This window comes from Photobacterium leiognathi (assembly GCF_030685535.1).
Taxonomy (GTDB): domain Bacteria; phylum Pseudomonadota; class Gammaproteobacteria; order Enterobacterales; family Vibrionaceae; genus Photobacterium; species Photobacterium leiognathi.
In genome coordinates this window covers 836,948-850,207 of record NZ_CP131601.1, presented here as the reverse complement: position 1 = coordinate 850,207, position 13,260 = coordinate 836,948, and the positions used below count along the sequence as shown (strand labels likewise).

Below are 13,260 nucleotides of genomic sequence, written 5' to 3'. Positions count from 1 at the left end.
CAACTGAGCAGCAGACAAAGGGAAATCACATGACCACAAAAACGCTAGAAGCAAACGAATACCCACTCAAAGAAATATTTTGCGATAGCTATTCTTTTGAAATACCACGATACCAACGCCCTTACTCATGGGAAGTAGAACAAGCCGTTACGCTGGTGGACGACTTACTGCAATTCTTAGAAGAACAACCACAAGAGATACAGCACGCTAATCCCTATTTTCTCGGCAGTATTGTATTAATTAAACCCAATGGCGTACTGTCACAAATTGTTGATGGTCAACAACGTATCACAACACTCACCATTGTATTTTCAGTCTTACGTTCTTTAGTATCACCAGAATTAAAAAGTGCGCTTGAAAATGCCATTTTTCAAAAGGGTGATCCTATATTAATGACTGAAGATAAGCCTCGTTTAAAAACACGCTCTCGTGATCAAGCTTTCTTTAATCAATACATTCAGCAAGCAGACCAATTAAATGATCTACAAGCCTATCAAGAGATACTTAACGACAGTCAAAAGAACATGCGAAGAAACGCATTAGCTATCAAACAGCGTCTTGAGAACGAATCACCAGAGACGTTAAAACGCCTTTGTCAGTTATTATTAGTTAAATGTTTTTTAGTTGTCGTGAAAACATTGGATGTGGACTCTGCATATCGTATTTTTTCGGTTATGAATGATAGAGGGTTAGATCTCAGTGCTACTGACATTTTAAAGTCACTGATTACCAGTGAGATCACGCCAACGAATGACAAACAAGAAATCTACACCAAAAAGTGGGAAGACATAGAAGAAGACTTAGGACGCAATGCCTTTAATGCTCTGTTTGCTCATATTCGTATGATTGAAATGCGCACAAAATCCCGTTCTAATTTAGTTGCTGATTTTAAAACTCATATCAAACCCAACGAGAAACCAGAACAATTTATTGATGAAAAACTCACGCCTTACAGTGATGCTTTTAGTGATATTTTATCTCGCAGTTTTTCACATCCCGAATACAGCCAGCAAATTAACCATTCCCTAAAATGGCTTAGTAGCATTGACAATAATGACTGGATGCCCGTTGCCATTTATTACATTGCGAAATACCGTCAAGACGGAAAACGATTAGCTGAGTTCTTAAAACAATTAGAATGCGTTGCTTCGGTACAAATGATTAACCGTATTGCTGTCAACCATCGCTTAATTCGTTATAAAGCGATCCTTGATGCCATTGATTTAGGCTCAGAGTTTGAACAATCCGCATTACAACTTACAGACAAAGATAAATCCGATGCTCGAAAACAATTAGACGGTGATTTATACCTGTCGTCTCGTATTCGCTCGATGGTATTACTGCGCTTAGACGCTGAACTATCGGATGGTACAGCCAGTTATGACCTACCAAAAATCAGTGTAGAGCACGTTATGCCGCAAAAAATTGCAGATCAATCAGAATGGCGCTCATGGTGTCCAATGAATGAAACCCACCAGCAATGGGTTCACCGTTTAGGTAATCTTGTACTGTTATCTCGCAACAAAAATTCAGCAGCCAGTAATTACGATTTTGAGAAAAAGAAAAATGCTTACTTTTTACAGCATGGTTCATCAACGCCTTTCGTTCTCACCAATCAAGTATTGAGCTATGAAACATGGACTCCCGATATTATCGAGACTCGACAACAAATATTATTAGAAAAACTCTGTCAGGTTTGGAAATTAAATGACTAATGACACCACTCAAGAACGTATTTTTCAGGATGAGATGATAGCTCAAATGGTCGCTAACGGTTGGAAACTTGGTAAACCTGACCGTTATGATCGTGAGCGTGCATTATATTGCGAAGATACACTTCACTTTGTGCAAACCACCCAACCCAAAGAATGGGAAAAGTTTGCCAAAGTGTACCCCAATGACACCGAGCGTCACTTCCTTGATGCGCTGGTGGCACAACTGAAAAAAGCCGATAACAACGCCACCGATGCAGTTTCTCGCACTTACGGCACATTAGGCGTGCTTCGTCATGGCTTGAAGATTCGTAATGCCCGTTTCTCACTGTGTCAGTTTAAGCCAGAGCACAACCTCAACCCTGAAACACTGGCTCGTTATGAGCAAAACATCTGCCGTATTGTGCCAGAGTTAGTTTATAGCCCTTATGCTACTGCCGATCACCTAGCCCTAACGGGCAAAAAAGCTAAAGCGTGGCGCATTGATTTGGTGCTGTTTGTCAATGGCTTACCTGTCTCAACCCTTGAGCTGAAATCTGAGTTCAAACAAGCGGTACACAACGCCATTAAGCAATACAAGCAAACTCGTTTACCTAAAGATCCTGAAACCAAAAAGCCAGAGCCATTACTGACCTTCAAACGTGGTGCATTGGTACACTTTGCTGTCAGCCAATACGAAGTCTTCATGGCAACCAAGCTCGCTGGTGATGACACCTTCTTCCTGCCGTTTAACAAAGGTACAAAAGAAGGTGGTAAAGGTAACGATGTACCTGAAGATGAAAACCGCTACGCTACTGATTACCTGTGGAATGAAGTATTACTGCCTGAGAACTTACTAAAAATCTTAGGTAGTTTCATTCACTTGCAAATTGAAGAAAAAGAAGATTGGGAAGGACGCAAGTACAAGAAAGAAACCCTGATCTTCCCTCGTTACCATCAGTGGGATGTGGTGCGTAAACTTATCGGTGCAGCCATTGCTGAAGGTACAGGTAATAAATACCTCATTCAGCACAGTGCGGGTTCGGGGAAATCAAACTCCATTGCATGGACAGCCCACCAACTCTCTACCCTTTATGATGATCAAGGTGAAAAGCAGTTCCATTCAGTAATTGTGGTAACAGACCGCACAGTATTAGATGATCAGCTTCAAGATACTATCTATCAGTTTGAACATGCTGATGGTGTGGTAGGACGCATCAACAACAAAGAAGGTGACGGCTCTAAATCTGAAAAGCTGGCGGCTGCGCTAGAGAACTCACAACCTATTATCATTGTGACGATTCAAACCTTCCCGTATGTACTGCGTGCGATTGAAAACAGCGTGAGCTTAAAGCAGCGTAAGTATGCGGTGATTGCCGATGAAGCCCACTCATCACAAAGCGGCTCTACCGCTCGTCAGCTTAAAGAAGTGTTGATGACCGAAGAAGCCGATGATGATGTGATGTTATCGTCAGAAGATATTCTTGATGCAACTATGGCGGCACGTAAGAACAGTAATAATCTTAATTACTATGCGTTCACTGCAACACCTAAAGCGAAAACCTTAGAGTTGTTTGGTCGCTTGCCAAATCCTGATGAACCAGCGTCGAAAACCAACAAGCCACACGCCTACCATGTGTATTCTATGCGTCAGGCAATCGAAGAAGGCTTTATCTTAGACGTACTCAAGAACTACACCAGCTATCAAGTGGCATATAAGCTGGTTCAGAAGATGGAAGCCGCAGATAAAGAGGTAGACAGCAAGAAAGCCAAAACCAAGCTTAACCAGTGGGTACGCTTGCACGATTACAACATTTCACAGAAAGTAAAAGTGATTGTTGAGCATTACAAAAACCATGTGATGCACTTATTAGGTGGTCAGGCAAAAGCCATGGTGGTGACGAGCTCTCGTAAAGAAGCGGTACGCTATAAACTGGCATTTGATAAATACATTACCGAGCATGGTTATCAGCGTATTGCAGCAATGGTGGCATTCTCTGGTGAAGTGGAATTTAACGAAAACGATCCAGACAGCGTTGCATTACTCAATCAGAAATTCACTGAGAACAACATGAACCCGAACTTAAAAAAACGGGATATGCGTAAAGCGTTTGATAGTGATGATTACCAAGTGATGCTGGTGGCGAACAAGTTCCAAACGGGCTTTGACCAACCAAAACTTTGTGCCATGTACGTCGATAAACCGTTAGGTGGTGTGGAATGTGTTCAGACCTTATCTCGTTTGAACCGTACCTATGCAGGTAAAGCCGAATGCGGCACATTCGTTTTAGATTTCTTCAATGAGCCTGACGACATCTTAAATGCGTTCCAGCCTTACTATCAAACCGCTGAGCTGGTGGATGTTACCAACCCTAATCTTGTGTTTGATTTGTTTGAGAAGCTACGCTCAAGCGGTATTTTCTTATGGAATGAAGTCGAGCAATTCTGTGTTGCCTTCCTGACCAAGAAAAAATCTAATGCAGCAGTCAGTAACATCTGTAAACCAGCCGTTGAACGTTGGCAGCATCGTTATAAATCAGCGATTGAAGCATACATTCAATCTAAAGAGATGTTCGAGCGCACCAAGAAAACCAAAGATGCAGTACTGATTGCTAACGCTGAGAATGCCTTCAAAGAGTGTAAGCAGGAAAAAGACCGCCTAGAGATCTTCAAGAAAGACTTGGGTAGCTTTGTACGCTTCTTTGAGTTCATGTCACAGATTGTTGATTATGAAGATAAAGAGCTAGAGAAACTGAGCCTGTTCGCCCGTTATCTACGTCCCCTACTGCATGAGCAAAACGTGCAAGAAGATGAGATTGATTTAAGCAACGTGGAAATGAGCCACTACCGCTTATCAAAGATCCGTGAACAAGACATCAAACTCAAAGAAGATGCCGAGGATTACAAGCTAGAGCCAACAACTGATGTAGGTACAGCTAAGCCTAAGGATAAGAAAGAAGACTTCTTATCTCGCATCCTAGAGCGTTTAAACGAGCTTTTCGTTACTGATAACCTCACCGATAAGGATATGATCAACTATGCCTTTACGGTGCGTGATAAGTTATCTGAAAACGAAGCTGTGATGACGCAGATTGCTAACAATACCCGTGAACAAGCCATGCTTGGTGACTTCCCTCAAGCAATTGATGATGCGGTAATGGATAGCAATGAAGCACAACAAGAAATGATGATGCAGTACCTATCAAACCCAGAACTGGCGAAAGGCTTTGCCCGTGTCGTGTTTGATATGTTGAAGGGGTAGTAATAAACCCGAACATCATAATATTTGAGGCTATAGGCACTTACCTATAGCCTTTTTTATTGTTCATTTTTCAGCTAGTTGATTACGTATCACTGATAATCACTAAATATCACTGATTTATCACCACATCATCACTGAACATTTATCTTTGAAAGTCATAAAGTTACCGCCAAGAAATCAATTAGGTAACAAACCATGGCAAATAATAATCACAAAGCAAATCAAAGTAACAGCAACAAAGGCACATCAGGAACGAACAGCTCATATCAAAAAGTATTAGATAACCGTAGCAATCAGCTAAATCCCAATAATTCACGTTTCCAAGGCAAAAAATAAGGAGTACGGTATGCTAGATTCTTCTGATATGTCACAAGATGAATTGGATCTTTGGTCAGATATCAACAACCCAAATAATGATGCTGATATGGATGATTGGGCTGACGCTCATAACCCAAACAATGATGATTATTTAGGTGATTAAGCACTTTGCTGGTGGCATCAATCCACCAGCCATTTTCAATGATTAGTAAGACAATGACAGAACAAAAAGAAAAGCCCCAAAAAAAGTACCGCTACACAAAGCAATTAATCAGACTGGCTATCGAAAATGGTTATACAAATAAAGATATAGCAGAAAAGGCAGGATTCTCATCTGAGGGGCAAGTTTCTAAGTGGCGTAATGGAAAAGCACTGGCAACAGAACGGCAAGTACAGTTTTTCATTAATGAATTTGAGCATTTACTTAAACGTAAAATGGAACATCTTTTTTATAGTGAAAGTGAAAATCAGCATGAATTTACGTATCACAAAATAGAAGGTGAAATTGTCTTAACTCACACACTAAATTACAGAAGATACAATCCACAGCCAATGCAAAAAACAGGCTTATTTAGAATTATAATTGTCAACTCAGGTAATAAATTTCATCTTATAAAACAAAAGAAAGTTGGTCTCAATAATGATGGTTCAAATTTTCGTGATTTATTAAATAAGAAAAATTCGCATAGTGTTCAAGAAGCGAACTGGCTGTTAGTCGAAACGATTAAAAATTTAGAGCCACAACAACTGATTGATAAGATCGATTCAATCGAATCTACATACCGCAATTCGGAAGAGTACATCGATAAATTAGTACATCACGATACCATTCCATTAAAGTTCATTGTCAGACAGCTATTACTTAAACGTGGTTATTGCTCTAACGATATTATTGACCTTTGAATTAATTGGGTGATAATCAAGAATTCAAACAGTTCGAGGAGAACTTATCTCCTACACAAAGTTGGATACGCAACTTTACTTAAATGCTAAAGCATGAGCTGCACCACCAAGTCACCTAAATGGTACTTGGTCGTGTTATGGCATTTCTGGTACTAAGTGATTTGCCACTGGCTAGGTGAAAACGGTGAGCCAAGTAACCGAAACAATCCTTAGTAATATGGGATAGGGGTGGGTAAAGCCAGACCATTTGTCTTTATGACTTATCGTCTGGCTTTTTATTTACATCAACAAAAGTGACCTAAGTAACAATCAACCAAACAGAGAAATAACGTTACTGACCTCATTCTCATTTAATTTCGCTTCCCAACGCTCAAGAGCAACACGCTTCTCTTTAAAGTAATCATAACGGTCATAGTGTTTAGAGCTAACATCATTCATTGAGTGGTTTTGAATGCGATCTCTTATCTCTTTTGATATGCCAAGCTCCCCTGCTAGTGTCTTCACAGTGCGACGTAAATCCCTTGGCACAAACTTATTAAACTCAGTGTCCATACAAAACTTACGGATTTTTCTGGAAAGATAATTTGGGTCTAAATGTCCTGAAGCACTATCTCTAGGGAAAAGATAAACACTATCACCGCTGATCTCTTTCAATCGACGTAACAGTGAATAAGCTGTATCCGTTAATGGTATTAAGTTGGCTTTATAGTTTTTAGACACGTCACTCGCAATTTCAAATGATGCATTATCAAAATCAACGCAATTCCAACGAGTAGCCATCACTTCATAAGGACGTTGACCGCCTAAATACACACAAAGCTTGATAAGAATGTGAATGTCCTCATCAAAATACTGTGCTGATTCAGAACTCAATAATAAACGTAATTCATCCCATTTAAGCCAATGCTCACCAACTCTATCAGCATGTGATTGTTTAGGAACGGGAGTTACTGGATTAAATGTCACATTAAATAATGTTTCGATGCACATATTGGCAGGATCATTATCATGCTTTAATGCATGATTAAATGCGGCATGTAAGTACGAACGAACCTTGTTACTTTGAGAGCTTGCACCACGCTGTATCATTTTAGCTAAAACCAATTTGATATCATGAGGTGTAATATCTTTAGCTTTGGTTGCTGGTGGAATTACTGGATAAACATCTGTTTGAATAGCCTTTTTTACCCGCTCACTTGTTCGTTTGCCGTCTAACACCATTTGTTTAGTATAGCTATCAACTAACTGCTCTAAACTACCAAGCTTATTTTCTAAATTCTTTAATCGCTCAACTTCTTTCTCTGCTTGCTCTTTTGCTTCACGTTCTTTTTCTAACTCTTCCTTTGGATTGAGTCCTTCTTTCAACATCCCACCATAGCTTTGAGCTAGCGTACGGGCTGTATCTAATGCCATTTGTGGAAATGCGCCCAGTTGGATGAAGTAACGTTGACCATTTACGAAAAAACGGAAAACAAACACTTTTGAACCAGACGAATAACAACGAACGCCTAAACGACCACATCCACGTTGATTTGTCTTATCCCACAGGTAGTCAAAAGACTTGTTTGTTTTAAACCCTTTAATTTTTGTAGCAGTCAGCATTACAACCTCACATAAAATATAACGCTAACTTCGTATAACTAGGTGCAGTAACCTGTGCAGTTAGTGACGTAATAGGTGTAGTTAGCGTGTAATAGTATGCAAAACAAAGTAATACTATAAAACACGATTATCAACGTAAGATTATGATTTTTAATGACTATTAAACAGATTGAAATTAAATAAAATGAAATGAAATATCGCTTTAATTCGACTCCTAAGGGGAAGGCCACTGGTTCGACTCCAGTAGGGAGCGCCATATTATGAAAAGCCAGCCGAAAGGTCTGTCTCTTATACACAAATCCCTAAGCCAATGCTTGGGGATTTTTTTGAACTAATTTTATGTTTCATGATCTGATCATCTAAGCAATGATAAGGATGATTATGATGACCTATATAGAACCAACTCTTTGGGCTCAAAAACAATTCGGTCAAGCCGATCTTAATGACCCAAGACGCACTCAAAGACTCGTTGCTCTAGCTACCTCTCTGGCTGAACAACCTGGTATCCCTATCTCAAAACTCATCATCTCCCCAGCCGATATGGAAGGGGCTTATCGCTTTATTCGTAATGACCAAATCAAAGCAGAAGATATTGCAGAAGCTGGATTCTATGTCACAGCACAAGAAGCTTTTGAACAACAAACACTGCTTGCATTGGAAGATACCACTTCTCTAAGTTACTCACATCACAGCATACAAGATACACTCGGGCATTCCAATCAAGGTAATCGACACCGAGCAATGTTCGTTCATTCAACGTTGCTTTTTGCTCCCGAAACTCACACTGTAGTTGGTTTAATCGAACAACAACGCTGGACCCGAGATATTGAAAAACGTGGTCAAAGACACCAGCATGCAACTCGACCATACAAAGAAAAAGAAAGTTATAAATGGGAACAAGCATCTCGCCATGTTGCAGAGCGACTAGGCGAGAAAATGTCAGAGGTTATTTCTGTATGTGATAGAGAAGCCGATTTATTCGAGTACCTCACTTACAAGCACGAGCAACAACAACGATTTATCGTTCGCTCAATGCAAAGTCGCTGTATCGAGGAGCATGATAATCGTCTTTATGACTACGCTTCCAAGTTGTTATCAGCAGGAAGCAAAGAGCTAAAAATACCGCAAAAAGGCGGTCGTAAGTCCCGCACGGCTCATCTAGACATCAAATATGCTCCCGTGACACTTAAGTCTCCCGCTAATAAAAAAGAGTTCGATAATATCTCTCTCTACTATGTTGGATGTATAGAGCAAGGTGAGAGTGACGACAAGCTCGCATGGCATTTACTGACATCAGAGCCTGTAACGAACAAAGAGGAAGCACTTAACATCGTCAGTTATTATGAGCGTCGTTGGCTGATAGAAGATTTTCACAAGGTTTGGAAAAGTGAAGGCACGCAAGTTGAACAACTGAGAATGCAAAGTAAAGATAACTTAGAAAGGCTCAGTGTTATTTTGGCATTTATTGCTACTCGTTTACTCCAGTTAAGATTTATGAACGAATCTAAAGAGTTATCTAGTAGCTGTTGTGAACGGGTGTTAAAAGGTAAAGCGTGGAAGCTTATGTGGTTAAAATTGGAGAAGAAAAAGCTGCCCAAAGAAGCACCAAATATATCGTGGGCTTACAAAAGTATTGCACGGTTAGGTGGTTGGAAAGATACCAAGCGGACGGGTCGCGCTTCTGTAAAGACATTATGGCAAGGATGGTTTAGGTTACAAACCATCCTTGAAGGATATGAACTAGCTAAGTCTCTTGAACACAATGACTTGTGATCAAGAGACAGGCCGAAAGGTTGGCTTTTTTCATTTCTAAAGTCACTATTTCTGCTTCTTATTTATCATCCTTTGAATATTTCATTCTCTAGATTAACGCCATATTCACACTATCAATAGCTGCTGTTAATTACATTTATTGCCATTACAAAAACTCACTTACTTCTTACAGAACTCGATATTTTCCTGTTTTAAATCAGAGTAATATAAATCTGACAAGCTCTTTTTGAAACATTAACTTACAACATTTGAACATTGTTTTTTATTGTTTTGTGTATATACTGCAATCACTTCATAACTCTCATGTTGTGTATTTGCTTAGGACTTTTTTATGAAAATGAAATTAGCATCGATTATTGTTTCTGCTGCTCTTCTTGCCCCTGCTGCAGCAATGGCTAATACTCCAGTTCAGCTTTCTGTACCTGGCGTTAATTTACCTTCAGGTAACGTCACTGGCGCTCGTTTAAACGTTTTATACGGTCACACTAGTTCTGTAACAGGTGTGAACTTTTCTCTATTAGGTCTTTCTGATATCGATACGTTTAAGGGTTTAAACTTTGGTCTTGCATTCGGTGTAAACCGTACTCGCTCAATGATGACAGGTCTTGAATTCGGTCTAGCTAACTGGAACGATGGTAATGCGAAAGGTGCTGACTTTGGTGCTGTAAACTACACTGCTGGTAACTTCACTGGCGCACAATTTGGTACGTTTAACTACGCAGGCTCACTAAATGGCCTTCAGTTTGGTTTAGTAAACGCAACCGATCATATCAATAAAGGTATTCAGATTGGTCTAATTAACTACGACAAATCTGGTACTTTCGTAAGCAAGAGCTTACCTGTATTCCCTATTGTTAACGCACGATTCTAATTCACTCGCGTAAACAAAGAAGCCTCGCACCAATTTCTTTCAGCATAAAAGAAACGTAATGCGAGGCTTTTCTTTATCAAATAACAGGTATAAAAAAACCTCGCTTACGCAAGGTTTAAGAATTTGGTGGAGCTAAGCGGGATCGAACCGCTGACCTCTTCGCTGCCAGCGAAGCGCTCTCCCAGCTGAGCTATAGCCCCAAACGCAGTTACAATAAAATCTCGTCCTATTAGTGTCAATATCTCAAATTAGTTATTACTCGCTTTGTGAATTAGCTCAACATAATTGCCGTATCACAAGCTTCATATATTAATATTAAATATTATTTATTCACCTATCATTGACACCAATAATAAGCATGTACGGTTAAATAACCTTAATAGAAGCACTAACATTAAGGATTATTTACATGAAGTTCCCACTAACCTCTCTTCTCCTCACCACTATTGTTTGCGCGTCTTCTGCATATGCAGCAACGCCAGTTCAAGTGTCAGTTCCTGGTCTGAATTTACCAGCTGGTGATGTATCTGGGGTTCGTTTAAGTGCTCTTTATGGTCGAAGCCACAACGTAAAAGGTTTAAACATCTCACTATTAGGGCTATCTGATATTGATAACTTTACAGGTCTTAACCTTGGTATGTTTTATGGTGCAAACCGAACGCGTAATAGCATGAAAGGGGTTGAATTTGGTCTTGCTAACCTTAATGAGGGTACAGCAAAAGGGGCTGATTTTGGTTTGATAAACTACACCGCAAATAATTTCACTGGTGGTCAATTTGGGCTGTTTAACTATGCAGGAAGCTTGAATGGTCTTCAATTTGGCTTTATGAATGCTACCGTTCATATTAATAAAGGTATTCAAATAGGTTTAATTAACTACGACCGTTCCGGTACTTTCGTCAGCAAAGATCTTCCTGTTTTCCCTATTGTGAATGCAAGATTCTAAATACTAGATATAAAAAACGGAGCATCAATGCTCCGTTTTTCGTTTAAGCACAACAAACTTATGCGTTTGCTTCACGCTCTGCAATGTATGCAAGTGCCATCTTGATGCGAGCTACAACGCGCTCTTTACCAATAAGCTGCATTACTGCATCAACCGAAGGTGATTGACCTTGACCTGTTACAGCAACACGTAGTGGCATACCCACCTTACCCATACCTAGCTCAAGCTCTTCACAAACTTGTTCAATCACACCGTGTAGATTTTCAGTTGTCCACTCATCAAGAGCTTCAACTTTAGCTAGTGCAAGCTCTAGCGCTTCTTTTGCTACAGGGCGTAGGTGTTTCTTCGCAGCACCAGCTTCAAACTCGTTGAAGTCTTGGTAGAAATAACGAGATTGCTCAGCAAGTTCGATCAGCGTATTACAACGCTCACCTACAAGCTTAATAACTTCTGCAATCGCAGGGCCATTTTCAAGTGAAATTTCTTTTTGATCTAGGTGCCATTGCAGGTATTTTGCAACGTACTCAGGCTCTGCTGTTTTAATATAATGGTTGTTTAACCATAATAGCTTGTCAGTATTGAATGCTGATGCAGACTTACTTACTGACTCTAGGCTAAATAGATCGATCATCTCTTGTAGTGAAAAGATCTCTTGGTCACCGTGAGACCAACCTAAACGAACTAAGTAGTTTAGTAGCGCTTGAGGTAGGTAACCTTCATCACGGTATTGCATTACGCTTACAGCACCATGACGCTTAGATAATTTAGCACCGTCATCACCAAGGATCATTGCACAGTGTGCAAACTCAGGAACTGGCGCACCTAATGCTTCATAAATATTGATCTGGCGAGGTGTGTTGTTGATGTGATCTTCACCACGAACAACTTGAGTAATACCCATATCCCAGTCATCGATAACAACACAGAAGTTGTATGTTGGGCTACCATCAGTGCGGCGGATGATCAGATCATCAAGCTCACTGTTAGCAATTTCGATACGACCACGGATTTTATCGTCAAATACAACCGTACCTTCTTTCGGGTTACGGAAACGAATACAGAACGGAGAATCTTCTGTAGCCGCAGCGTTGGCCGCAACTACTTTCGGGTGGTTTGCATCATAACGAGGTTTAACACCTGCCGCCATTTGCTCTTCACGGATCTCGTCAAGTAGCTCTTTAGGGCAGTAACACTTATACGCTTTATCTTCTGCTAGTAGTTGATCAACTACTTCATTGTAACGATCAAAACGTTTTGTTTGGTAGTAAGGACCTTCATCCCAGTTTAACTCTAGCCATTCCATACCTTCCATAATGGCATCAATAGCTTCCTGAGTTGAACGCTCTAAATCCGTATCTTCGATACGTAGTACAAACTCACCGCCCATGTGTTTAGCGTACAGCCATGAGTACAGTGCAGTACGAGCACCACCTACATGCAAAAAGCCAGTTGGGCTTGGTGCAAAACGAGTTTTAACCGTCATTGAAATTACCTTATGAATGAAGAGCTACACAGTAAGGACTACTGTGTTCTATCTAATGGGAGGTATTTTAGCACTGTGGGGTAAATCTACAATATTCAAATAAAAATGGCATAACTCACTCACGACTTATGCCATAGCTAAATCTACAGGATAGTTTTTCCACCATTACTATCACAGAAGTATTGCGGTACAAATACATCTTGCTGTTGGTAACATTGCGATCGGTATAAACACAACGATAAATCGGAACACTTTGTGCACCATTACCACCATTTGCACCAGCACTGCCGCCTCCACTAGCATGAGCTAACGACGAGAAAACTGATAAAGTAAAAAACGAAATAATTACAAATATTTTCATTATTTTCCCCATACGTGAGTTAAATCACATTAATTATAGAAATGGGAAAA

At 40.1% G+C, this 13,260-nt stretch carries 11 protein-coding genes and 1 tRNA gene; 8 read left to right on the top strand and 4 right to left on the bottom strand.

Annotation, left to right across the window (positions count from 1 at the left end; genetic code table 11):
• Window positions 1-29 precede the first annotated feature (29 nt).
• The 5 genes from Q7674_RS11130 to Q7674_RS11110 all read left to right on the top strand — a co-directional run bounded on the left by Q7674_RS11130 (window position 30) and on the right by Q7674_RS11110 (window position 6,174).
• Window positions 30-1,715: a DUF262 domain-containing protein gene (locus tag Q7674_RS11130; RefSeq protein ID WP_045063901.1), complete on the top strand. Its 1,686-nt coding sequence runs from the start codon at window positions 30-32 to the stop codon at window positions 1,713-1,715.
• A complete protein-coding gene (locus Q7674_RS11125) occupies window positions 1,708-4,953 on the top strand; it encodes a type I restriction endonuclease subunit R (RefSeq protein ID WP_045063903.1) in 3,246 nt (1,081 codons plus the stop codon). Before Q7674_RS11130 ends, Q7674_RS11125 begins: the two co-directional genes overlap by 8 nt.
• A 195-nt stretch (window positions 4,954-5,148) precedes the next feature.
• On the top strand, window positions 5,149-5,289 hold the full coding sequence (locus Q7674_RS11120; protein WP_045063904.1) for a hypothetical protein: 141 nt from the start codon (window positions 5,149-5,151) through the stop codon (window positions 5,287-5,289).
• 10 nt (window positions 5,290-5,299) lie between these two features.
• On the top strand, window positions 5,300-5,434 hold the full coding sequence (locus Q7674_RS11115; protein ID WP_272898480.1) for a hypothetical protein: 135 nt from the start codon (window positions 5,300-5,302) through the stop codon (window positions 5,432-5,434).
• A gap of 53 nt (window positions 5,435-5,487) precedes the next feature.
• Window positions 5,488-6,174 (top strand): hypothetical protein, encoded by a 687-nt coding sequence (locus Q7674_RS11110; RefSeq protein ID WP_146146577.1) that lies wholly within the window; start codon window positions 5,488-5,490, stop codon window positions 6,172-6,174.
• Window positions 6,175-6,483: 309 nt separating this feature from the next.
• On the opposite strand, the gene Q7674_RS11105 is transcribed toward Q7674_RS11110, so the two are convergent.
• Window positions 6,484-7,776: a tyrosine-type recombinase/integrase gene (locus Q7674_RS11105; RefSeq protein WP_045063907.1), complete on the bottom strand. Its 1,293-nt coding sequence runs from the start codon at window positions 7,774-7,776 to the stop codon at window positions 6,484-6,486.
• Between the two features lie 384 nt (window positions 7,777-8,160).
• Here Q7674_RS11105 and Q7674_RS11100 point away from each other — a divergent pair, with 384 nt between their 5' ends.
• The gene (locus Q7674_RS11100; RefSeq protein ID WP_305422587.1) at window positions 8,161-9,549 is read left to right on the top strand and encodes an IS4 family transposase; all 1,389 of its coding nucleotides are present in this window, start codon (window positions 8,161-8,163) and stop codon (window positions 9,547-9,549) included.
• A gap of 331 nt (window positions 9,550-9,880) precedes the next feature.
• Entirely contained in the window at window positions 9,881-10,420 is a 540-nt protein-coding gene (locus Q7674_RS11095; protein ID WP_008986416.1) for an LA_2272 family surface repeat-containing protein, read from the top strand.
• 124 nt (window positions 10,421-10,544) lie between these two features.
• Here Q7674_RS11095 and Q7674_RS11090 read toward each other — a convergent pair.
• A tRNA-Ala gene (locus Q7674_RS11090) sits at window positions 10,545-10,620 on the bottom strand.
• Between the two features lie 209 nt (window positions 10,621-10,829).
• On the opposite strand from Q7674_RS11090, the gene Q7674_RS11085 reads away from it, so the two are divergent.
• Window positions 10,830-11,366, top strand: a complete 537-nt coding sequence (locus tag Q7674_RS11085; protein WP_045064390.1) for an LA_2272 family surface repeat-containing protein — start codon at window positions 10,830-10,832, stop codon at window positions 11,364-11,366.
• Between the two features lie 58 nt (window positions 11,367-11,424).
• On the opposite strand, the gene gltX is transcribed toward Q7674_RS11085, so the two are convergent.
• Together gltX and Q7674_RS11075 are read right to left on the bottom strand one after the other, a co-directional pair.
• The gene (gene gltX, locus Q7674_RS11080; RefSeq protein ID WP_045064392.1) at window positions 11,425-12,849 is read right to left on the bottom strand and encodes a glutamate--tRNA ligase; all 1,425 of its coding nucleotides are present in this window, start codon (window positions 12,847-12,849) and stop codon (window positions 11,425-11,427) included.
• Window positions 12,850-12,964: 115 nt separating this feature from the next.
• A complete protein-coding gene (locus Q7674_RS11075; protein WP_305423752.1) occupies window positions 12,965-13,210 on the bottom strand; it encodes a hypothetical protein in 246 nt (81 codons plus the stop codon).
• Between the last annotated feature and the right edge of the window lie 50 nt (window positions 13,211-13,260).

What these genes read in the sequence shown, in the direction of transcription:
- Q7674_RS11125 (WP_045063903.1), top strand. Translation starts at nt 1,708, where the DNA reads ATGACTAATGACACCACTCAAGAACGTATTTTTCAGGATGAGATGATA.
- Q7674_RS11115 (WP_272898480.1), top strand. Translation starts at nt 5,300, where the DNA reads ATGCTAGATTCTTCTGATATGTCACAAGATGAATTGGATCTTTGGTCA.
- Q7674_RS11075 (WP_305423752.1), bottom strand. Translation starts at nt 13,210, where the DNA reads ATGAAAATATTTGTAATTATTTCGTTTTTTACTTTATCAGTTTTCTCG.
- gltX (WP_045064392.1), bottom strand. Translation starts at nt 12,849, where the DNA reads ATGACGGTTAAAACTCGTTTTGCACCAAGCCCAACTGGCTTTTTGCAT.
- Q7674_RS11105 (WP_045063907.1), bottom strand. Translation starts at nt 7,776, where the DNA reads ATGCTGACTGCTACAAAAATTAAAGGGTTTAAAACAAACAAGTCTTTT.
- Q7674_RS11120 (WP_045063904.1), top strand. Translation starts at nt 5,149, where the DNA reads ATGGCAAATAATAATCACAAAGCAAATCAAAGTAACAGCAACAAAGGC.
- Q7674_RS11130 (WP_045063901.1), top strand. Translation starts at nt 30, where the DNA reads ATGACCACAAAAACGCTAGAAGCAAACGAATACCCACTCAAAGAAATA.
- Q7674_RS11100 (WP_305422587.1), top strand. Translation starts at nt 8,161, where the DNA reads ATGACCTATATAGAACCAACTCTTTGGGCTCAAAAACAATTCGGTCAA.
- Q7674_RS11085 (WP_045064390.1), top strand. Translation starts at nt 10,830, where the DNA reads ATGAAGTTCCCACTAACCTCTCTTCTCCTCACCACTATTGTTTGCGCG.
- Q7674_RS11095 (WP_008986416.1), top strand. Translation starts at nt 9,881, where the DNA reads ATGAAAATGAAATTAGCATCGATTATTGTTTCTGCTGCTCTTCTTGCC.
- Q7674_RS11110 (WP_146146577.1), top strand. Translation starts at nt 5,488, where the DNA reads ATGACAGAACAAAAAGAAAAGCCCCAAAAAAAGTACCGCTACACAAAG.